The following is a 20,469-nucleotide window of genomic DNA, read 5'->3' as shown; positions in this document are numbered from 1 at the left end:
AACGAAGGACGGCGCGATGCCCGGTATTTCTGAAACCCCCAGCACTTTTCGGAAGGTTTCGGACATGCCGAGCCCGCGCCGTCTTTTGTCGTCCAGCAAGGTCTATGAAGGCCGCATTTGGGACGTCGTCAGTGACGCCTTCGAACTGGGCAAAGACACGGGCACTTTGGTCCGCGACTACATCGATCATCCCGGCGCTGTTGCGGTGCTGCCGATGAACGTCGACGGCGAAATCCTGTTGCTCAAGCAATATCGCCACCCTGTCGGCATGGACCTGTGGGAAATTCCAGCCGGGCTTCTCGATGTGGCAGGCGAAGACTTCGTGGCGGGTGCGGCCAGGGAACTCGCGGAAGAGGCCGATCTTACGGCGGCCACGTGGAATGTCCTTGCGGACTTCTTCAATTCCCCCGGCTCCTCGAGCGAGGCGATTCGAATCTATCTGGCGCGCGGATTGGCAGAGGTTCCCGAGGGCGAACGGCACGTCCGCACAGATGAAGAAGCCGAAATCGAGCTGGTGTGGGTCACGCTCGACGAAGCTGTTTCAGCGGTGCTCGAAGGCCGCCTGCACAACCCGTCCGCCGTCGTCGGGATCCTCGCAGCCGCCGCGGCGCGCGCCGACGGCTTCAGGAACCTGCGGCCGGCCAACGCGCCCTGGCCCGCCCACCCGAGCCAGCGCTGACCGTGCCCCAGCTCGAGGAGACCCGGGTCCAGACCGCCATTGACCGGGCCGTCACGGACTACCTGCAACACCTCGGCGTGGAACGAGGCCTCGCAAGCAACACTTTGTCCGCATACCGCCGGGATCTGTCCCGCTATTCGAACTTCCTGGCAGCGTCCGGAGTCGACAACCCGGGCAATATTTCCCGGCACGACGTCACTGCCTTTGTGCAGGCGCTGGGCGACGGCTCCGACGGCGGCGCCGCACTCGGCGTCCGCTCTGCGGCACGCACTGTGGTTGCCGTACGGGGGCTCCACAAGTTTTGGGCGCTGGAGGGGACGACGACGGCGGACCCCGCGAGCGATGTCCACCCGCCAATGCCGGGCAAGCGTCTGCCGAAGGCCATTAGCGTCGGCGAAGTGACCCGGATCCTTGAAGCCGCCGGCGCCGATACCGCCACCGGGTTGAGGGACCGGGCCCTTTTGGAGTTCCTCTACTCCACAGGGGCCCGCATCAGCGAAGCTGTAGGCCTCGACGTCGACGATGTCTCCCTCGAAGCGGAAGCCGATGGCCCCGCGATCGTACGGCTCTTCGGAAAAGGCTCCAAGGAGCGCTTGGTGCCACTGGGGTCCTACGGTGCCCGCGCCGTCAGCTCCTATGTGGTTCGCGGACGGCCTGCGTTGGCCGCCAAAGGAAAAGGCACCCCGGCGCTGTTCCTGAATGCCCGCGGAGGCCGGATCAGCCGGCAGAGTGCCTGGACCATTCTCAAGACTGCGGCGGAGAAGGCCAACATCACCAAGGACGTCTCCCCGCACACCCTCCGGCATTCTTTCGCCACGCATCTGCTTGAGGGCGGCGCCGACGTCAGGGTGGTGCAGGAACTCCTGGGCCACGCCTCGGTGACCACCACGCAGGTGTACACCCTGGTCACTGCCGACACCTTGCGCGAGGTCTACGCGGCCGCGCATCCGCGGGCGCTTGGCTGATCCAGGCCACTCACCGCAGTCGGGTGCCGGTCACGCCAAGACCCTGAAGGTCAGCTCCACCGCGTTCAGGAACAACGCCAGAATGGACATGCCGAGGCCGGCGACGAGCAGAAGGCCCGGGTGCGCCAAGCCGACAACCACCCGCCTCAGATTCGGCCGGGAGCGCAGGAATTTCTTCGGCACCTGCGAGCTGGCGGGACTTTGACTCCAGCCACGCAAACGGCGCAGGAACCACGCGCAGCGGACGATGAAAGCCATCCACAGCACCGAAATCACAAGCGGGACTGCTGCCACCAGCAAGTTGAAGCCGAGGGCCGTGACTTCGCGCTCGGAATTTCCCACGGCTGCCTGGACAGTCGTGGAGATCGAGGCGCTCATGACTACTGAAACGCCCCACACGAGGAACGCAGTCACCAGTGCCAGGAATCGCACGAAGAAGTGGCCCAGCACTGATTCGTTTTGTGGTTTCAAATGCCTGCGGGGAGTTGCGTGCAGCACCGCGAGGGTGGACAGAAGGGTCGGCAGTGCGGCCATACCGACCAGCAGGTACCAGCTCCAGCCAGCCAGGTTCAGGAATTCATCGAGCACGATCAACAACGCCCAGAATCCGGTCCATACCCACCCGGCGTGGAGCGGATGCCGAACCAGCCAGCCAGGCAGCCAGGCCTCGGGGGCTTGCCCTGGCGGGGCGGCTGCCTCTCCTAGCCGGGCCTCCGCCGGCGTGGGCCCCTCACCCTCGTCCACGCTCATGGGCCAACTGTAGCAAGGACGCGCTCGCGACGATCCGCACAGAGTTAGGCTTGGTCAATGACTGCAGCTCACGTCACCCTGTGCTTCCTGCTCCGCGACGGCGACGCCGGCCAGGAGGTGCTTCTGGGCCGGAAGAAGACCGGCTTCGGCAGTGGAAAGATTGTGGGAGTTGGCGGACATGTGGAGTTCGGAGAAACTGCTGCCGAGGCTGTCTGCCGGGAAGTGGAAGAAGAAATCTTCGTCCACGTGGAACAGCGGCATCTCATTCCTGCCGGGACAGTGGACTTCGTCTTCCCGGCCAAGGCTGAGTGGAACATGTTCACCACGGTGTATCTGACCGAGCAATGGACCGGCGAACCCGCCGAAAGCGACGAAATAGCACCTCAGTGGTACCGGGTGGCAGGACTCCCCGTCGAGCGGATGTGGGCCGACGCCGAACACTGGTTGCCTGCCATGATTTCCGGCCAGCGCATCGCGGTCGAAGTGGTGCTCGCGGATGACAACGAAAGCGTCGCAGAAGTGCACACCGCGGACTGGCTGGATTTGGGCGCTGCCCTCTGACTGCTGGATTCCCAAAAAGCTTGCAGTGAACTGTAACTTTGTCCGCCTGCGGTAAGAACGACGTCGGGCCGGCACCTGGCCCACGCGAGCAGGGTTCCCTGGCCGAGCTTGCTAGGCCAGGGGGCTCGTGGGGAGTGACCGGCCCGACGTCGAACGTTCCAAAAGACTACGGCAGGTGCCGTTCGTCCACGCCGTTGTATTCGCTGAGCGGGCGGATCAGCGAATTTGATCCGAGCTGCTCCATGATGTGTGCGGTCCAGCCGGTGATGCGGCTGGCGACGAACAGCGGGGTGAATGTCGGGGTGTCGAAGCCCATGAGGTGGTACGTTGGCCCGGCGGGGTAGTCGAGGTTTGGCTTGATGGCCTTGGCCTCGTCCATGGCCTGCTCGAGCCCGTTGTACAGGCCCAGTATTTCGGGCCGGCCGTAGTGGGCGATCATCTTGTCCAGTGCGGCCTTCATGGTGGGCACCCTGGAGTCACCGTGCTTGTAGACGCGGTGTCCGAATCCCATGACCTTCTTCTTCTGCGCCAGGGCCTGTTCCATCCAGGTCTTCGCCCGGCCAGCGGCTTCCTCGAGGGACTCCTCGGTGCGGATGCCGATTTCCTCGAAGGTGTGCATGACGGCCTCGTTGGCGCCGCCGTGCAGGGGGCCCTTGAGGGCGCCGATCGCCGCGGTGACCGCGGAGTGCAGGTCCGAGAGGGTGGAGGTGACCACCCGGGCCGTGAAGGTGGACGCGTTGAAGGAGTGCTCGGCGTAGAGGATCATCGAGACGTTGAATGCCTTCACGACCTCTTCCACCGGGTCCTCGCCGAAGGTCATCCAAAGGAAGTTCGCGGAGTAGCCGAGGTCTTCGCGGGGTTCCACGACGCCCTGGCCGCGACGGCGGCGCTGGTCGTAGGCGACCACCGCGGGCATGGCCGCGAACAAGTCAATGGCCTTGGCCATGTTTGCTTCCGGGGTGGAATCCTCGGCCAGCGGGTGCCTCGCTCCCAGCACCGAAGCGGCCGTCCGGCAGACATCCATGGGGTGGGCCGTCGTCGGCAGCGTATCGATGACCTGCTTTACTACGGGGTCAAGGGCGCGGCCCGCGCGCTCGCGGGCTGTGAACTCTGCAAGTTCCTCCGGCGTGGGCAGCTCACCGTTCCACAGCAGGAAGGCAACTTCTTCGAAGCTGCACTTGGCGGCGAGTTCCTGCACGGGGTAGCCGCGGTACAGCAGCGAGTTGGTGTCCGGGTTGACCTTGGAGATCGCGGTGTAGTCAACTACGACGCCGGCCAGGCCTTTCTTGATCTCAACAGCTACCATGCTGTTCTCCTTCGTTCATCGGCAAGCACTCCGGAATAGCCCGAACGCCTGCATCCCTTGGTTGATCCAGTTACCGGCTGAGCCCAGGAACCTGGAAGTTGAAAACGCTCGTGTCGAAGTGGTTGTAAGCCTCGTAGTCAACGAGGTCATAGAGCCGCGCACGGGTGAGCATGTTCTCCACCTGCGCCTCCTGCGTTCCTGTGGCCTTGATCGTTTCCAGCGTACGCTCTGCAGCCCCCATGGCAATGCGGAGCAGGGTGACCGGGTAGATCACCATGTTCACGCCGACGCCCTGGAGCTGTTCGGTGGTGAAGAGATCGCTCTTGCCGAACTCGGTCATGTTGGCCAGGATCGGCACATCCACTGCATCACGGATGGCTTGGAACTCCTCCAGGGTGGCCATGGCTTCGGGGAAGATCGCGTCGGCGCCGGCGTCGACGAGCGCGCGGGCGCGTTCCTGGGCTGCCTCGATGCCGTCGACGGCGCGGATGTCGGTGCGGCCCATGATGAGGAAGTTCGGATCCCGGCGGGCGTCGGCCGCGGCGCGGATGCGCTTGGCGGCGGTGTCGGTGTCGACGACGTTCTTACCGTCCAGGTGCCCGCAGCGCTTGGGATTGAACTGGTCCTCGATGTGGCAACCGGCGAGGCCGGCGTTTTCGAGTTCCTGGATGGTGCGGGCCACGTTCATCGGCTCTCCGAATCCGGTGTCCGCGTCCACCAGGGCCGGGAGCTCGGTCATGCGGGCGATCTGCCCGGCCCGGGTCGCAACCTCCGTGAGTGTGGTGAGCCCGATGTCGGGCAGGCCGAGGTCGTTGGCGAGCACGGCACCGGAGATGTAGACGCCGGGGAAGCCTTTCTCCTCGATCAGCCGTGCCGAGAGCGGGTTGAACGCGCCGGGGAACTGGACGATGGTCCCGGAGTTCAACAGTTCGCGGAGCTTGAGGCGCTTCTGTTCGGGCGTGGTCTTGGAGTACAGCATCTAGAACAGTCCCTTCGGTGCGGCGGCGAGGTCGATGACGCCGGGGGCGGCAGCGATGTTCAGCTGGTCCAACTCACCCGGTCCCAGTTCCGGGAGGCGTTCGACGGCGCCGAGGAACCTTTCGATCTCGGCCTCCTCGACCACACCGGTAGCAAGGGTGCGGAACTTGTTCACGTACTGTTCCCGGGCGAACGGTCGGGCGCCGAGCGGGTGGGCGTCGGCGACGGCGATCGAGTCGGTGATGACCGTTCCGTCCGTGAGGGTGATTTCCACGGTGCCGCCGAAGGCCTTCTCCGCAATGTCCAGGGAGTGGTAGCGGCGGGTCCATTCGGGGTCTTCCACGGTGGTGACCTTGTGCCAGAGCTCCACGGTGTCCGGGCGGGAGGCCCGTTCGGGTGCGTAGGAGTGGACATGGTGCCAGGTGCCGTCCTGAAGGGCGACGGTGAAGATGTACGGGATGGAATGGTCCAGGGTTTCCCGGGAGGCGGTGGGGGAGTATTTCTGGGGGTCGTTGGCGCCGGAGCCGATGACGTAGTGGGTGTGGTGGCTGGTTTTGATGAGGACGGATTCCACGTTGGCCGGGTCGGTGGTTTCGGGGTGCTCTTTGTGGAGTTTGCGGGCAAGGTCGATCCAGGCCTGGGCCTGGTATTCGGCGGAGTGTTCCTTGGTGTAGGTGTCCAGGATGGCGCGCTTGGGCTCCCCGGCCTCAGGGAGCGGGACCTCGTAGGAGGCGTCCGGGCCATCCAGCATCCAGGCGATGACGCCGTCTTCGCCTTCGTAGATGGGCACGGGGGAGGTCTGCCCGCGCATGGCCCGGTCCGCGGATTCGACGGCCATTTTGCCGGCGAACGCGGGGGCGTGGGCCTTCCAGGTGGAGATTTCGCCCTTGCGGGACTGGCGCGTGGCGGTGGTCGTATGCAGGGCCTGCCCGACGGACTGGAAGATCGTTTCGACGTCCAGGCCCAGGAGGGTGCCGATGCCGGCGGCGGCGGAGGGGCCGAGGTGGGCTACGTGGTCGATCTTGTGCTTGTGCAGGCAGATGGCCTTGACCAGGTTCACCTGGATCTCGTATCCGGTGGCGATGCCGCGGATAAGGTCCTTGCCGCTGGAGCCGACGTGCTGGGCCACGGCCAGGATCGGGGGGATGTTGTCGCCCGGGTGGGAGTAGTCCGCGGCCAGGAACGTGTCGTGGTAGTCCAGTTCACGGACAGCGACGCCGTTGGCCCAGGCGGCCCATTCGGGGGAGACCTTGTCGCTGATCCCGAAAACGGAGGAGCCCTTGCCGTTGGTGGTGGGCGCGTGGGTCAGGGCCTGCGCGCGGGCGGCGATGATCGGGGCACGGTTCAGGGAGGCAATGGCAACGGAGGCATTGTCGATGATCCGGTTGATGATCATGTCGGTGACCTCGGGAGTCACCTCGACGGGGTCGGCGGCGACCGTGGCGATCTTGTGCGCCAACTGCCCCTCACGGGGAAGGTTTTCTTCGCTCTTGTAGACGCGGACGTGGTTGTTCTTCACCATGGTGCTCCTATTTGTGAGGTGTGTGGGTGGCTTTGACGTGGGAAAGACTGCGGTGCAGATGAAGGGTGGTGGCGGCTTCGGCGAGCCTGGGGTTGCCTGCCGCGATGGCTTCGGCGATCGCGGCGTGCTCGGCGGCGGCGGCGTGGAGGCGTTCGGCGTCGTCGGCTGCGAGGCGCCGGACCCGCACCAGGTGGACGCGCAGGCTGCGCATTGCCTGGGCGAGGTAGGAATTGGAGATGGCTTGGTCGATCGCTTCGTCGAGCCTTCCCACCAAGGCGTAGTAGTCGTGCCGGGCGGGATCGGAATCGTTGAGCATCTCGGGGGCCCGGAGGAGCTCTGCATGGAGCTTTTCAAAAACCGAAGGATCACCGCGTTCTGCGGCGAGGGCGGCGGCTTTGCCTTCCAGGGTTTCGCGCAGCTCGAACAGTTCGTCGATGTCCTCCAGCGAGATATCGGTGACGACGACGCCGCGGCCGCCTGCCGCCGTCGTCAGTCCTTCCGCGCTGAGCCGGCTCAGTGCCTCCCGGACGGGTGTGCGGGACACGCCCAGGCGTTCGGATTGTTCCACTTCCGCCAGGACAGTGCCGGGTGCCAGGCGCCACTCAATGATGTCTTCGCGCAGGGCCGCATAGGCTTTGTCGCTGGCACGCATGGACCCTCCTTCGCTGGGCGGATGTCCTCAGTGTATACATACACTGCGAAAAAGCCTAGCTAGTGGCGATTAAATCCGAGCTGTGTATACATCCGCGGTGAATCGTGGGCTAACTCCGATTCCAGCGGTACTCGTTCTCCGGCCGTCCGGGGGTGCCGTATCGTGGATTCCTCGTGACCATCCCGGCGTCGGCCAGGTACTCCAGATAGCGGCGCACGGTGACCCGGGACATCCCCAAGGCGACAGTTGCCTCGCTCGCGGAGACGGCGCGGCCAAGGCCGGCCAGGAGGTCTTTGACGGACTCCAGGCTATGGGCGGAGAGGCCCTTGGGCAGCGGGACTTCGGTGGGTGCGCGGAGACTGGCAAACGCCTGGTCCACATCGCTTTGCGAGGCTCCGCTCGCCCGGGCGCCCGACGCCGGGGCGGCGAGTTGCTCGCGGAAGGTGCGGTAGCTGGCGAGTTTGTCCGCGAACGTTGCGAACGTGAACGGCTTGATCAGGTACTGCACGACGCCGATCGACACCGCGCTCCGGACAATGTTCACTTCCCTGACGGCGGTGATGGCGATGATGTCGGCGAGCAGTCCCGACGCGCGCATCCGGCGGGCAACATCCAGCCCGTGAAGATCCGGCAGGTTCATATCCAGCAGGACGAGGTCCACTGGCTGCCCGGCAACGGCGAATTCATTGAGCAGCCGCAGGGCCGACTGTCCGTCCGGGGCGGTTCCCGCAACAGCGAAGCCGTCGATCCGGCCGACGTAGACGCCATGGGCAGCGGCGGCGATGGGTTCATCCTCCACAACGAGGACGCGGATTTCGGTCATTCGGCTTCTTTCCTGGAGTCCGGCGCGGGGAGCGCCACGCGGAAGAACGCGCCGCCCAAGGCGCTCGTGGATTCGCTGATGGACAGCGTACCGCCAAGCCGCTGCACTGCTTGCCGTACCAGGGCCAGGCCCACGCCGCGGGAGGGAGCCCCGGGTTGGCCGGCCTGTCCGATGCCGGCGGCCTTCGTGCTGAATCCGTATTGCCAGACGTCGTCCACGATGCCGGGGTCGATTCCGTGGCCGGAATCGGCCACCGTGAACGTGGTTCCCTTAGGTCCGGATTCGATGCCCAGTTCCACTTTGCGCGGCGGGGGAGCGGCCGTGGCGGCGTCGAGTGCGTTGTCCAGCAGGTTTCCCAAAATGGTCACGAGGTCCTGGACGGCCAGGCCCTGGAGGCCGTCCCCGCCGCTCACCGTAACAGTCAGCTCCGCGCCGCGTTCGTGCGCTTCGGCGGACTTCCCCATGATGAGTGCACTCAGGACAGGCTCGTCCACCGATGCCACAAGATGGTCGGTCAACTGCTGGCTCAGTTCAAGGTCCTTGGTGGCAAAGTCCAGGGCGTCGGTGGTTCGCCCGAGCTCCATGAGGGACACGATGGTGTGCAGCCGGTTGGCGTGTTCGTGGGTCTGGGCCCGCAAGGCGTCCGAGAGTGTCTTCATGGTTTCGAGTTCACTGCCCAGGGACTCGATTTCCGTCCTGTCGCGGAGCGTGGCTACCGTCCCGAACACCGCAGGCCGCTGCCGGCCCCTCATCCCGGGCGGGCCGACCGCGGGCGCCTGGTTCACCACCAGGATCCGGGACCCGCTGAGGTGGATCTCGTCATGCGCCGTCCGGCCGGATTCGAAGAGCCCGTGGAGGCTGGGCTCCAGGGGCAGGTCCGAAAGGCGCGGTGCGGCTCCTGCGGCGGGATCGACGTCGGACCGTTCCAGTCCCAGCAGATCCGCGGCCTGGTCGTTGTACATGACCACGCGGCCGCCCGTGTCGATCAGGACCACGCCTTCGCGGACCGAGTGCAGGACCGACTCGTAGTACGCGAACAATTGCGCCAATTGCTCCGGTCCCCAGCCCCGGGTGACCGAACGGAGGTATCGGCCCAGCAACCAGGACGCCAGGGAGCCTCCGGCGAGCATGGCCAGGGAGAAGGCAATGATCGTCGTAAGCCGGGCTGATACCGCAACGTCCACCGTCCGCACCGTGACGCCCGCCGCCACCAGGGCGCGGACTTTACCGGATGAATCCTCCACGGGAACAATGGTGCGGACGGACGGGCCGAGCGTACCGGCAGTGACCTCAGTGAACGCCTGCCCGTGGAGGGCGGGGTCGATGGTGCCGATGTAGGGCTTGCCGATTTCGTCGGGGTTGGCGTGGGTCCAGCGCGTCCGGTCCGGGGCCATGATGGTGATGAAGTCGGTATTGGCGTTTGCCATCACCACCTGGGCGTAAGGCTGCAGGGCGGCGGAGGGATTGGTCGTACCTGCTGCCTGGAGGACGAGGGGATTGGCTGCAATCGCCGCGGCCACTGCGTGCATCCGCTGGCCGGCGTCGTTGTAGGCCCGGTCCCTGGCGTCCACAAAGGCCACCGTTCCCACGATCGCGGTGAGCGCCAGGATGAACAGCAGATTTGCCACAAAGAGTCTCCGGGCAATGCTCCAGCGTCGGATCACGTGCTCCTTTCTGCGGGCAATCCTGTGACCAATATGAACGCAACAGTGATGCATGTCACGCGGCGCCCAATGATGGATATCACAACAGAGCGGCGCAGGGACATTGCAGGAACCACGGCGCTTTCCAGAGTATCTATAAGGAGCAAAGCCATGACCTCTCAAAGAGGAGAGATTGCACCCGCGAAGGCCGGGCGCAAGGGGCTGGACAAGTCGCATTACCTCTACATCGCCGTGATCGCCGCAGTCGTGCTGGGCGCCGTCGTCGGCCTGCTTTTCCCCGAAGTGGGTAAATCCCTCAAGCCTTTGGGTGACGGCTTCATCAAGCTCATCAAGATGATGATCGCCCCCGTCATCTTCTGCACCATCGTCCTGGGCATCGGGTCGATCGCCAAGGCTGCCACGGTTGGCAAGGTCGGCGGCCTCGCCCTGGTCTACTTCCTGGTGATGTCCACCTTCGCGCTCGCCATCGGTCTGGTAGTTGGCAACATCATCCACCCGGGCGAGGGCCTGAAGCTGATTCCGTACGACCCCAATGCGAAGGCTGCCACAAACAGCACCGCCGATTTCCTGCTGGGCATCATCCCCGGAGACATTCCCGTCCTGCCGACGCTCCTGGCCGCCATTCTGGTGGGCTTTGCGCTGCAGCGCATGGGCTCGCAGGGCCAGCCGGTGCTCAAGGCCATCCAACACGGGCAGGCGCTGGTCTTCCGCATCCTCATCATGATCATGTGGCTGGCACCCGTCGGTGCCTTCGGCGCGATCGCCGCAGTGGTCGGTGCCACCGGCATGAAGGCAATCTTCGGAATGCTCACGCTGATGGTCGCCTTCTACATCACCTGCGCCCTGTTCATCGTCGTGGTGCTCGGCACCTTGCTTCGGGTTGTGTCCGGCGTCAGCATCTTCCAGCTGATGAAATACCTGGCCCGCGAGTACCTGCTCATCTTCTCCACTTCATCCTCCGAAGCGGCGCTGCCCAGGCTCATCGCCAAGATGGAGCACCTCGGCGTTTCCAAGCCGGTTGTCGGTGTCACGGTGCCTACCGGCTACTCCTTCAACCTGGATGGAACTGCCATCTACCTGACCATGGCCTCCCTGTTCGTCGCCAACGCCATGGGTATTCCGTTGGACCTGGGCGCCCAGGTATCGCTGCTGGTGTTCATGATCATTGCGTCCAAGGGAGCTGCCGGCGTTTCCGGTGCCGGCCTGGCCACCCTCGCCGCGGGCCTGCAGGCGCACCGGCCCGAGCTGCTGGGCGGCGTCGGCATGATCGTCGGCATCGACCGCTTCATGTCGGAAGCCCGCGCCCTGACCAACTTCACGGGCAACGCCGTCGCCACCGTGTTGATCGGTACCTGGGTCAAGGAAATCGACCGCAACCAGGTCACTAGCGTCCTGTCCGGTGCGACGCCGTTCGACGAGCTGACCATGATCAGCCACCACGCCGAACCTGAGGTGAAAGAGGCCGTGGCGGTTTAGCCCGGCACGCTGTTTGGAAGCATCCGCGCAGGTAAGGCAGGAACCCGTCATGGGCGCCTGCCTTGCCTGCGTTTTATTGGCGCCAAGGGCCAACCTTCTACCTCAGCTAGAAGGTAAAGGCTCAAACTGCGGGCAATGTCAAGTTCCGTAGAATGCCGTGTCGGGCGCTGTAGCCTAGGTGGGGAGCAGTGTTGGTGCTGGAGACAGCCGCAGGAAATGACCGTCGTGGAGAGAGTGGATAGATACGTGAGCAGCGAACGGGGAACGACTACGCTGGAGGGCACGGATTTCGATCTGGAAGACGCCGTCATGGGGCCCACGGGCCGCCCGCACCGCGACTTCCCCGAGCCCGCGCCACTGGCCTCCCACGGCCCGGCCCGCGTCATCGCCATGGTCAACCAGAAGGGTGGCGTGGGCAAGACCACGTCAACCATCAACCTCGCCGCTGCGCTCGCAGAATTCGGCCGGCGCGTCCTGCTCGTTGACTTCGACCCGCAGGGAGCTCTTTCCGCGGGCCTGGGCGCGAACCCGCACGAGCTCGACCTCACCGTCTACAACGTCCTGATGGACCGCAAAGTGGACATCCGCGACGCCATCCAGAAGACCGGCGTCGAAGGCATCGACCTCCTGCCAGCGAACATCGACCTCTCCGCCGCCGAGGTCCAGCTGGTCAACGAAGTAGCGCGCGAGCAGGTGCTGGACCGCGCGCTCAAGAGCGTCGAGGACGACTACGACGTTGTGCTCATTGACTGCCAGCCGTCCCTCGGCCTCCTCACGGTCAACGCCTTGACGGCTGCGCACGGCGTCATCATCCCGCTGATTTGCGAATTCTTCGCCCTCCGCGCGGTGGCACTGCTCGTCGAAACCATCGAAAAGGTGCAGGACCGGTTGAACCCGCGCCTGCAGGTGGACGGCGTGCTCGCCACGATGTACGACGCCCGCACCCTGCACAGCCGCGAAGTCATTTCCAGGCTCGTGGAGGCGTTCGGGGACAAGGTCTTCGAGACCGTCATCAAGCGTTCCATCAAGTTCGCCGATGCCACGGTTGCCGCGGAGCCCATCACCAGCTACGCCGGAAACCACATCGGTGCCGACGCCTACCGCCGCCTGGCCAAGGAACTGATTTCGCGCGGCGGCGCACCCTAGCCCGCGTGGCAGAGCCACTCACCGTTGAAGGCGCGCCCGCCCGGACGGGCGACGCGCCGCCGTCGTACTCTTCCGCAAGCAACGCGGACGACGCCGGAGTGCCGCCTTCCGGACGAAAGGCCGGCTTTGAGGTCAGGCTGGCGAACTTCACCGGCCCGTTCGATCTCCTGCTCGGCCTGATTTCCAAGCACAAGCTGGACATCACGGAAGTCGCGCTGGCCACTGTGACGGATGAGTTCATCAAGTACATCCGGCGCCTGCAGGAATTGGGCGAGGACTGGGCCCTGGACGAAGCGAGCGAATTCCTGGTCATCGCCGCGACGCTCCTGGACCTCAAAGCCGCAAGGCTCCTGCCGGCCGGAGAAGTCGAAGATGCCGAGGACATTGCCTTGCTGGAAGCCCGGGATCTTCTCTTCGCCCGGCTCCTGCAGTACAAGGCTTTCAAACAGGTGGCCGCGATCATGTCCGGCACTTTGGAGTCCGAAGCCCGGCGTTTCCCGCGGCAAGTTGCGTTGGAAGGGCATTTCGCGGCAATGCTGCCCGAACTTATCTGGCGCCATACGCCCGAACAGTTCGCCGCGCTGGCGGCCAAGACCCTGGCTCCGAAGGACAACACGCCCGAGGAAGTCGGCCTCGACCACCTTCACGGAACACCCGTCAGCGTCAAGGAACAGGCCGAGATCATCGGGTACCGCCTGCAGCGCGGGCAGCCGCAATCCTTCAGGGCACTGATTGCCGACGCCGAGTCCACGCTTGTTGTCGTGGCCCGGTTCCTGGCACTCCTTGAGCTGTTCCGCGACCGCGTGGTGGCGTTTGAGCAGCCGGGTCCGCTCGCCGAACTGACCGTCCGCTGGACAGGGCGCCCTGAAGGCTGGAGCAGTGACAACTTGAGCGACGAGTACGATTCCGAGCCCGGCGCCGAGCAGATCGACCAAGGAGAGGAACCGCTGTGAGCGAGCAGGAAACAGGCGGAGACGGGCTCGCCGAGCTTGAAGCCCTACCGGGTGGCGCACGCGCGGCTCTCGAAGCCGTCCTGATGGTGATCGACCAACCAGCCACCGCGGAAGAACTCGCTGCCGGGCTCAACGTGACGGTCGCCGTCGTCGAGGATTTGCTGGAGGGACTGCGGCAGGAGTATAGCGGCTATACTGTTAAAGCCCCGGGCAGGGACGCTGATGACTTGCACACTGATGCAAGTGCCGGCGCTGCACCCCGGGGTTTTGAGTTGCGGAACGTTGCCGGAGGGTGGCGGATCTATTCACGCGCGGATTTTGCCGACGTCGTGGGAAGGTTTGTTCTCGAAGGCCAGACCGCGCGGCTGACGCAGGCAGCCCTTGAAACCATGGCGGTCATCGCGTACCGGCAGCCGGTTTCCAGGGCCAGGGTGTCGGCCATCCGCGGCGTCAATGTCGATTCAGTCATCCGGACCCTTGTCCAACGCGGGCTGATCGAGGACTCGGGTACCGATCCTGAATCGGGGGCGATCCTTTACCGGACCACCTCGTACTTCCTCGAGCGCATGGGCATTGGCTCGGTGGCGGAACTGCCTCAATTGTCCCCCCACCTTCCGGGGCTGGAGGGCATCGAAGAGTTTTTCGACGCCGAACGCATGTAGTCGCGGGAAACACCGCGGCCGCACGCAAATCGAAACAACTCAATATTGCAAGGATCTACAAACGCCCGGCTAGTAGCGGGCAGACACACAGGGCAGATATCCTCTGTCCGGCTGGCTTATGTTGAGAAAGAACAAGCCGGCCACCATAACAAAAGGACGGGTCATGACACAGGCGGGACGCCAGGGTTCACCACGTAATAGTTCGGGACGAAACAATTCCGGACGCAACGAGTCGCAGGACTCAGGCCGCAGCAATGCAGGCCGCAGCAGTGCCGGCCGTGCAGGCGGCAGCAGTTTTGGTGCCGGCCGGGGTGGCGCAAGCCGTGCCGGTGGCGCTAGCCGTGCTGCCGGCGCCTCCGGAGGCAGCAAGCGCAGCTTCTCCCCGGGCGGAGAACGCCCCTTCAAGCCCACGCGTCCGCGTGAGGAACGCCCCTTCGATCCGGACAACCCCACCTCGGCCGGAGGCTACGAGCGTCGGGACGCCGGGAAGCCGGCAAAGGCCCCCCGCAAGCCAGGCTCCAACAAGCCCGGCTTCGGCAAGGCTCCGGGCACGCCGGGCGCATTGAAGCCCAAGGCCAGCAACAAGAAACAGTACGCTTCGCGCGCCTTCGGCAGTGAGCGCTTCGGCCAGAACCTTGGTCCGATCCGCAAGCCCCGCGGCCGCCGCGGCGAGGTGGCCCAGTCCGAGCAGCACGACGCCGATGGCGTGCGCCTGCAAAAGGTCATGGCCCAGGCCGGCGTGGCTTCCCGCCGCGTATGCGAGGAAATGATCGAGGAAGGCCGCGTCGAGGTCAACGGCCAGCTCACCACCGAGCTCGGCATGCGCGTCGATCCCGCGACCGCCGTGATCCACGTCGACGGCATTCGTATCCAGCTCGATGACACCATGCTCTACATGGTGTTCAACAAGCCCAAGGGCGTCGTTTCCACCATGGAAGACCCGGAGGGCCGTCCCTGCATCAGCGACTTCCTCAAGTCCGCCAAGAACAAGGGCGAGCGTCTCTTCCACGTCGGCCGTCTTGACGTCGCCACCGAGGGCCTGCTGCTGCTGACCAACGACGGCGAACTCGCCAACCGCTTGACGCACCCTTCCTATGAGGTTCCCAAGACGTACCTGGTACAGGTCCGCGGTCCGTTCCCGCAGGGCGTCGGTGCGCAGCTGAAGGCCGGCATCGAACTCGAAGACGGCATCGCTTCCGTCGACTCCTTCAAACTCGTGGATTCCACTCCGGGCCACGTGCTGATCGAGGTCGTGCTGCACTCCGGGAAGAACCGTATTGTCCGCCGCTTGTTCGAAGCCGTCGGGTTCCCCGTGCTGCGCCTCGTGCGCGTCAAGATCGGTCCCATCGGCCTGGGCGACCAGCGCCAGGGCAGCATCCGGAACCTCGGCAAGCAGGAAGTCGGACACCTCCTGGCCTCCGTAGGACTGTAAGGCATGTCGGCATTCCACTCGCACGGCCGGGGCCACCTTGACGGCCCGGTGGTCGTTTTCGGCACCGGCCTGCTCGGAACCAGCATCGGTCTCGGCCTGCGCGGCCGGGGTGTCTCCGTGTTCCTTTCGGACCCGTCGCCAACCAACCAGGCGGTGGCCGTGGATATCGGTGCGGGCAGGCCACTGTCCGAGCTTCAGAATGCACCCCAGCTGGTTGTTGTCGCGGCGCCGCCGGATGTGACGGCCGACGTCGTCGAGCGTGCCCTGGGTGAATACCCGGAGGCCGTTGTGGTGGACATTGCCAGCGTCAAGCTGGCAATCCAGGCCGAACTCCGCGGCCGGGGAGTGGACATGTCCCGTTACGTCGGGACGCACCCGATGGCGGGGCGCGAGAAATCGGGACCCGTCGCTGCCCGCGGCGAGCTCTTCACGTCCATGCCTTGGGTACTTTGCCCGTCCGAGGAGACCAGCGCCGACGCGCTCCAGACCGCACGCTCCCTTGCCGGCGACCTGGGGGCCATAGTCTCCCAGTTCACGGCGGAGGAACACGATGAAGCGGTTGCCTTGGTATCGCATTTGCCCCAGGTGATGTCTTCGCTTCTTGCCAGCCGCTTGCAGGGGACACCGCTTCACGCGCTGTCCCTGGCCGGCAACGGGTTGCGGGACACCACGAGGATTGCCGCCAGCGATCCCACCCTGTGGGTGCAGATCCTTGGCAACAATGCGGCCAAGATGGTGGATATCCTCCATGGTGTCCGTGAAGACCTCAACCGGTTGATCGGTACCCTGGAGGATCCCACCGCGCCCGGCGCCCGCCTGGACCTTGCCCAGCTCATCAGCGAGGGCAACGCCGGGCAGGCCAGGATCCCTGGAAAGCACGGCGGACCCCCCCAGGCATATTCATGGCTTACAGTTCTGGTAGACGACCGGCCCGGGCAGATCGCCAGGCTGTTGACGGAGATCGGTGAGATCGGCGTCAATGTCGAAGACCTCCGCCTGGACCACTCGTCCGGGCAGAACGTTGGCATGGTGGAACTCTCCGTCATGCCCAACAAGCACGACCTCCTTGTTGAAGCCTTGACTGACCGTGGATGGCGGGTACTCCAGTAATGAAACGTGAACTTTTCGGCCCGGAGACCGTAGTACGTCCGGGAAAGCCGCTGGTTGTCGCCATCGACGGCCCGTCCGGCTCCGGCAAGTCCAGCGTCAGCAAGGAAGTTGCCCGGCGCTTGAAGCTGGCCTATCTGGACACGGGTGCGATGTACCGTGCGTTGACCTGGTATTGCCTCAAGACCGGGATCGACCTCGGGGACGGTGCCGCCGTCGAGCAGGCCTCAAAGGATCTACCGCTGGAACTCAGCACCAGCGCCAACGCCGAATACGTCAGTGTTGCCGGAGTGGATATCACGGAGGAAATCCGTGAGCCGAGGATCTCCTCGTCTGTCAGCGCCGTTGCAACCACGTTGGGTGCCCGCAACGAATTGATTCGTCGCCAGCGCCAGCTGATCGAACAGCACCACCGCCGCATGGTGGTCGAAGGGCGGGACATCACCACCGTCGTCGCGCCCTATGCGGAGGTTCGCATGCTGCTGACCGCCAGCGAGGAAGCCCGGCTGCGGCGCCGCGGCCTCCAGTTGGGCGGAACGCAGAGCCACGAGCAGCTCGCCGCCCAAGTGATCCACCGCGATGCCAAGGACTCCACTGTGGTGAACTTCACCCAGGCGGCCGACGGCGTCGTGACCCTGGATTCCTCGGACCTGGACTTCGAAGAAACGGTCGAAACGGCACTGAGCATTGTAGGCAAGGTCATCTACGGTGACTGAAGCCCGGCTCCCGGCACGCTGGACCATGATGTGGAGCCGGCCTGTCGGCTGGCTGTTGGATCATGTCCTGTACCGGACCGCGATAACGGGACGCGCCAACGTTCCCAAATCCGGCCCGGTCATTTTCGCGGGCAACCACATCAGCTTCCTGGACGGGCCGGTGATGTTCGGCGCGGCTCCACGGCCCATGCACATCCTGGTCAAGAAGGAGATGTTCAAGGGTTTCCTGGGCAAGGTTCTTCGTGCCTCGGGGCAGATTTCCATCGACCGCTCCGGCGACCGCGCGGCGCTCCAGCTCGGAAGACAAGCGCTCGACGCCGGCCGTTGCGTGGGGATTCTCCCTGAAGGAACGCGGGGGAGCGGCACCGCCGGCAACATCAGCAACGGCGTCGCATGGCTCGCCCTGATGTCCGGTGCCACAGTGATTCCCGTGGCCATCCTCGGAACGCGGACCGGAGACGAACACCGTGACTCCATTCCGGGGCTGCGCCGCCGCCTGCACGTCAGTTTCGGGGCTCCCTTGAATGTGACCCGCAGAAACGGCGAGCCGGGGCGTGTTTCAATGGACAGGGCGGCTGCGGAGATCCGCGCTGCGCTGGCTGGACACGTCCAGGATGCCGTCAAGACCACCGGTCAGTCCCTTCCGGGGACTAAATGAACCGGCCCACAGCCAATGCAGCACCGCCAAGAAGAAGTAGCCGGGACGCCGGCAGATCACCACTAAGGAAAGTGCAATGAGCGATACGACTCACAAATCCGGCAACATCGGAGCCGGCGACGACGAATACACGCCCACCGGCACCGACCAGGTGGCTGAAAACCTCGCCGCCCTGGACGACGACGAAGCCGAACTCCGCGCAGCCTCCCTCCGGGCAGGCCTGGAAGACTATGACCTCGACGAGGACGACGCCTCCCTGCTGAGCGGGCTCTACGACGACGAAGGCGAAGACGGCCCCCTCAAGCTGGATCCGGTCCTGGCCATCATCGGCCGCCCCAATGTCGGCAAGTCCACGCTGGTGAACCGTATCCTCGGCCGCCGCGAGGCCGTCGTCGAGGACACCCCGGGCGTTACCCGTGACCGTGTCATGTACTCGGCCCACTGGAACGGCCGCAACTTCACGCTCGTGGACACCGGTGGCTGGGAGCATGACGCCAAGGGCATCCACGCCCGTGTCGCCGAGCAGGCCGAGATGGCCGTGGAACTGGCCGACGCCGTGCTCTTCGTGGTGGACTCAGCCGTTGGCGCCACTGCCACGGACGAAGGCGTCATGAAGATGCTGCGCAAGTCCAAGAAGCCGGTCATCATGGTGGCCAACAAGGTTGACGACTTTGCGCAGGAAGCCGACTCCGCTACGCTTTGGGGCCTTGGCTTCGGCGAACCGTACCCCGTGTCCGCCCTCCACGGCCGCGGCGTTGCCGACCTCCTGGACCACGTCATGGACACGCTGCCCGAGTTCTCTACCGTGGAAGGCGTCGAACGCTCCGGCGGTCCCCGCCGCATCGCCCTCATCGGCCGCCCGAACGTCGGCAAGTCCTCGTTGCTGAACAAGCTGGCCGGCTCCGAGCGCGTGGTCGTTGATCCCCTCGCCGGGACCACCCGCGACCCCGTGGACGAATTCATCGAACTCGGCGGCCGCACCTGGCGCTTCGTGGACACCGCAGGTATCCGCCGCCGCCAGCACATGGCCCAGGGCGCGGACTTCTACGCTTCCCTGCGTACGCAGGCCGCGCTCGAAAAGGCGGAGGTCGCCGTCGTGCTGCTGGCCGTTGACGAGGTGCTCAGCGAGCAGGACGTCCGCATCCTGCAGCTCGCCATCGAGTCGGGCCGCGCGCTCGTCCTCGCGTTCAACAAGTGGGACCTGCTCGACGACGAACGTCGCCGCTACCTTGAGCGGGAAATCGAGCAGGACCTGGCACACGTTGAATGGGCTCCGCGGGTCAACATCTCCGCCAAGACCGGCTGGCACAAGGACCGCCTGGTGCCCGCACTGGACCTCGCCCTGGAGAGCTGGGACAAGCGCATCCCCACGGGACGCCTCAACGCGTTCCTTGGCGAGCTCGTGGCTGCCCACCCGCACCCGGTCCGCGGCGGCAAGCAGCCCCGCATCCTGTTCGGCACCCAGGCATCCAGCCGTCCGCCGAAGTTCGTGCTCTTCACCACGGGCTTCCTGGACCCCGGATACCGCAGGTTCATCACTCGCCGCCTGCGCGAAACCTTCGGCTTCGACGGCACGCCGATCGAGGTCAACATGCGCGTCCGTGAAAAGCGTGGCAAGAAGCGCTAATTGAGACGCGCATCACAGATGACACCCGCCAAGGTGTCATTGGGAACCTCGAACATCGTGTAAGCTTTTTGAGGTGGTTCGGCCGGACTGCTTAGGTGAAAACCTAGGCGGAGAACGGCAGGACTGACGGGCTGTAGCGCAGCTTGGTAGCGCACTTGACTGGGGGTCAAGGGGTCGCAGGTTCAAATCCTGTCAGCCCGACCGCAAGGTGTGGATAGCAAAGTCCCGGGAACGTAAACGTTCCCGGGACTTTTGCGTTTAAGTGTTGGTGTGGCCTCGACTGCGCGTTCGATTCTGCTCAATCATTCGAATGGACAAATCCCGGATCCGCGGAATCTCGGGTCCGGCAACGTCGGCGAAGAGAGTGATCCAGCAGAATCGACGCCGTCCCCATGATTCTCCCGATCTGACCTCGCCTTCCTGACCTTGTTTGAAGGGCCAGAGCTTTGAATCGACGTGACCCGCCGTGTCGTAAGCGATTTCCCAAACCAAAGAAGGTCAGGACGGCGCAAGCGTCGAAGAGCGGAATCATCCGGCAGAACCCCGGTGTTGTCCGAGAAAGGCGCACTCACTTCCAAGGCCATGGGCACAGACCGCGACGAATGCAGGAGTTCGGCCATTTTCATCGAAGCAGCGCGTGCAAGCGCCGGCTGCTCCTCACGGATCCGCCCCTCTGCTGTACCTATTTTTCGTGAAAAGGGACTGCCCCGGCTTTTGTTGACTCGGGGTCTTAGGCCGCTGTGAGCGCGGTCCGGTTGATTGTTTCATATTCGATGGGCGTGAGTTTTCCCA

At 64.7% G+C, this 20,469-nt stretch carries 19 protein-coding genes and 1 tRNA gene; 13 read left to right on the top strand and 7 right to left on the bottom strand.

Annotated elements, in window-relative coordinates; genetic code table 11:
- The first annotated feature begins 16 nt into the window (after positions 1-16).
- Both AB0323_RS22865 and xerD read left to right on the top strand, forming a co-directional pair.
- Positions 17-679 carry an NUDIX hydrolase gene (locus AB0323_RS22865; protein WP_366179371.1) on the top strand — a complete coding sequence of 221 codons (663 nt, stop codon included), beginning with the start codon at positions 17-19 and terminating at the stop codon, positions 677-679.
- Between the two features lie 2 nt (positions 680-681).
- The gene (gene xerD, locus AB0323_RS22860; RefSeq protein WP_366179370.1) at positions 682-1,644 is read left to right on the top strand and encodes a site-specific tyrosine recombinase XerD; all 963 of its coding nucleotides are present in this window, start codon (positions 682-684) and stop codon (positions 1,642-1,644) included.
- A 30-nt stretch (positions 1,645-1,674) separates the two neighbouring features.
- On the opposite strand, the gene AB0323_RS22855 is transcribed toward xerD, so the two are convergent.
- The gene (locus tag AB0323_RS22855) at positions 1,675-2,394 is read right to left on the bottom strand and encodes a hypothetical protein (protein ID WP_366179369.1); all 720 of its coding nucleotides are present in this window, start codon (positions 2,392-2,394) and stop codon (positions 1,675-1,677) included.
- 57 nt (positions 2,395-2,451) lie between these two features.
- Between AB0323_RS22855 and AB0323_RS22850 the strand changes: the two genes are divergently transcribed.
- Positions 2,452-2,955: an 8-oxo-dGTP diphosphatase gene (locus AB0323_RS22850; RefSeq protein WP_366179368.1), complete on the top strand. Its 504-nt coding sequence runs from the start codon at positions 2,452-2,454 to the stop codon at positions 2,953-2,955.
- A gap of 166 nt (positions 2,956-3,121) precedes the next feature.
- Here AB0323_RS22850 and AB0323_RS22845 read toward each other — a convergent pair whose 3' ends face one another.
- The 6 genes from AB0323_RS22845 to AB0323_RS22820 all read right to left on the bottom strand — a co-directional run bounded on the left by AB0323_RS22845 (position 3,122) and on the right by AB0323_RS22820 (position 9,900).
- The gene (locus tag AB0323_RS22845; protein ID WP_366179367.1) at positions 3,122-4,261 is read right to left on the bottom strand and encodes a bifunctional 2-methylcitrate synthase/citrate synthase; all 1,140 of its coding nucleotides are present in this window, start codon (positions 4,259-4,261) and stop codon (positions 3,122-3,124) included.
- A gap of 70 nt (positions 4,262-4,331) precedes the next feature.
- Positions 4,332-5,240 (bottom strand): methylisocitrate lyase, encoded by a 909-nt coding sequence (gene prpB / locus AB0323_RS22840; RefSeq protein ID WP_366179366.1) that lies wholly within the window; start codon positions 5,238-5,240, stop codon positions 4,332-4,334.
- Positions 5,241-6,761: an MmgE/PrpD family protein gene (locus AB0323_RS22835; RefSeq protein ID WP_366179365.1), complete on the bottom strand. Its 1,521-nt coding sequence runs from the start codon at positions 6,759-6,761 to the stop codon at positions 5,241-5,243.
- Between the two features lie 7 nt (positions 6,762-6,768).
- Positions 6,769-7,413 (bottom strand): GntR family transcriptional regulator, encoded by a 645-nt coding sequence (locus AB0323_RS22830; protein ID WP_366179364.1) that lies wholly within the window; start codon positions 7,411-7,413, stop codon positions 6,769-6,771.
- A 109-nt stretch (positions 7,414-7,522) separates the two neighbouring features.
- Positions 7,523-8,236, bottom strand: coding sequence for a response regulator (locus tag AB0323_RS22825; RefSeq protein ID WP_364538093.1), 714 nt, complete (start codon positions 8,234-8,236; stop codon positions 7,523-7,525).
- Positions 8,233-9,900 carry an ATP-binding protein gene (locus AB0323_RS22820; RefSeq protein ID WP_366179363.1) on the bottom strand — a complete coding sequence of 556 codons (1,668 nt, stop codon included), beginning with the start codon at positions 9,898-9,900 and terminating at the stop codon, positions 8,233-8,235. Before AB0323_RS22820 ends, AB0323_RS22825 begins: the two co-directional genes overlap by 4 nt.
- Positions 9,901-10,050: 150 nt before the next feature.
- On the opposite strand from AB0323_RS22820, the gene AB0323_RS22815 reads away from it, so the two are divergent.
- From AB0323_RS22815 to AB0323_RS22770, 10 genes are all read left to right on the top strand, one after another.
- Positions 10,051-11,376, top strand: coding sequence for a cation:dicarboxylase symporter family transporter (locus AB0323_RS22815; protein ID WP_366179362.1), 1,326 nt, complete (start codon positions 10,051-10,053; stop codon positions 11,374-11,376).
- A gap of 246 nt (positions 11,377-11,622) precedes the next feature.
- Positions 11,623-12,522 carry an AAA family ATPase gene (locus AB0323_RS22810; RefSeq protein ID WP_078105609.1) on the top strand — a complete coding sequence of 300 codons (900 nt, stop codon included), beginning with the start codon at positions 11,623-11,625 and terminating at the stop codon, positions 12,520-12,522.
- A gap of 98 nt (positions 12,523-12,620) precedes the next feature.
- Positions 12,621-13,475 (top strand): ScpA family protein, encoded by an 855-nt coding sequence (locus AB0323_RS22805; RefSeq protein ID WP_366179380.1) that lies wholly within the window; start codon positions 12,621-12,623, stop codon positions 13,473-13,475.
- Complete coding sequence (locus tag AB0323_RS22800) at positions 13,472-14,137, top strand: SMC-Scp complex subunit ScpB (protein WP_366179361.1); 666 nt, start codon at positions 13,472-13,474, stop codon at positions 14,135-14,137. Before AB0323_RS22805 ends, AB0323_RS22800 begins: the two co-directional genes overlap by 4 nt.
- Before the next feature lie 163 nt (positions 14,138-14,300).
- Positions 14,301-15,569: a pseudouridine synthase gene (locus AB0323_RS22795; protein WP_366179360.1), complete on the top strand. Its 1,269-nt coding sequence runs from the start codon at positions 14,301-14,303 to the stop codon at positions 15,567-15,569.
- Positions 15,570-15,572: 3 nt separating this feature from the next.
- Entirely contained in the window at positions 15,573-16,679 is a 1,107-nt protein-coding gene (locus AB0323_RS22790; protein ID WP_366179359.1) for a prephenate dehydrogenase, read from the top strand.
- Positions 16,679-17,392 carry a (d)CMP kinase gene (gene cmk / locus AB0323_RS22785; protein WP_364538108.1) on the top strand — a complete coding sequence of 238 codons (714 nt, stop codon included), beginning with the start codon at positions 16,679-16,681 and terminating at the stop codon, positions 17,390-17,392. Before AB0323_RS22790 ends, cmk begins: the two co-directional genes overlap by 1 nt.
- A complete protein-coding gene (locus tag AB0323_RS22780) occupies positions 17,385-18,050 on the top strand; it encodes a lysophospholipid acyltransferase family protein (protein ID WP_366179358.1) in 666 nt (221 codons plus the stop codon). The genes cmk and AB0323_RS22780 overlap by 8 nt, the downstream gene beginning before the upstream one ends.
- Before the next feature lie 76 nt (positions 18,051-18,126).
- The gene (gene der, locus AB0323_RS22775) at positions 18,127-19,677 is read left to right on the top strand and encodes a ribosome biogenesis GTPase Der (RefSeq protein ID WP_366179357.1); all 1,551 of its coding nucleotides are present in this window, start codon (positions 18,127-18,129) and stop codon (positions 19,675-19,677) included.
- A 127-nt stretch (positions 19,678-19,804) separates the two neighbouring features.
- Positions 19,805-19,878, top strand: a tRNA-Pro gene (locus AB0323_RS22770).
- Positions 19,879-20,469: the final 591 nt, after the last annotated feature.

This window comes from Arthrobacter sp. NPDC080031 (assembly GCF_040702485.1).
Classification (GTDB): Bacteria; Actinomycetota; Actinomycetes; order Actinomycetales; family Micrococcaceae; genus Arthrobacter.
Note: the sequence above shows the minus strand (reverse complement) of the source record. Positions and strands in the feature narration are given on the sequence as shown.

Excerpts from the sequence above, each read along its gene's own strand:
- AB0323_RS22795 (WP_366179360.1), top strand. The coding sequence starts at position 14,301 with ATGACACAGGCGGGACGCCAGGGTTCACCACGTAATAGTTCGGGACGA.
- prpB (WP_366179366.1), bottom strand. The coding sequence starts at position 5,240 with ATGCTGTACTCCAAGACCACGCCCGAACAGAAGCGCCTCAAGCTCCGC.
- AB0323_RS22835 (WP_366179365.1), bottom strand. The coding sequence starts at position 6,761 with ATGGTGAAGAACAACCACGTCCGCGTCTACAAGAGCGAAGAAAACCTT.
- AB0323_RS22865 (WP_366179371.1), top strand. The coding sequence starts at position 17 with ATGCCCGGTATTTCTGAAACCCCCAGCACTTTTCGGAAGGTTTCGGAC.
- AB0323_RS22790 (WP_366179359.1), top strand. The coding sequence starts at position 15,573 with ATGTCGGCATTCCACTCGCACGGCCGGGGCCACCTTGACGGCCCGGTG.
- cmk (WP_364538108.1), top strand. The coding sequence starts at position 16,679 with ATGAAACGTGAACTTTTCGGCCCGGAGACCGTAGTACGTCCGGGAAAG.
- AB0323_RS22825 (WP_364538093.1), bottom strand. The coding sequence starts at position 8,236 with ATGACCGAAATCCGCGTCCTCGTTGTGGAGGATGAACCCATCGCCGCC.
- AB0323_RS22850 (WP_366179368.1), top strand. The coding sequence starts at position 2,452 with ATGACTGCAGCTCACGTCACCCTGTGCTTCCTGCTCCGCGACGGCGAC.
- AB0323_RS22845 (WP_366179367.1), bottom strand. The coding sequence starts at position 4,261 with ATGGTAGCTGTTGAGATCAAGAAAGGCCTGGCCGGCGTCGTAGTTGAC.
- AB0323_RS22815 (WP_366179362.1), top strand. The coding sequence starts at position 10,051 with ATGACCTCTCAAAGAGGAGAGATTGCACCCGCGAAGGCCGGGCGCAAG.
- AB0323_RS22830 (WP_366179364.1), bottom strand. The coding sequence starts at position 7,413 with ATGCGTGCCAGCGACAAAGCCTATGCGGCCCTGCGCGAAGACATCATT.
- AB0323_RS22855 (WP_366179369.1), bottom strand. The coding sequence starts at position 2,394 with ATGAGCGTGGACGAGGGTGAGGGGCCCACGCCGGCGGAGGCCCGGCTA.
- der (WP_366179357.1), top strand. The coding sequence starts at position 18,127 with ATGAGCGATACGACTCACAAATCCGGCAACATCGGAGCCGGCGACGAC.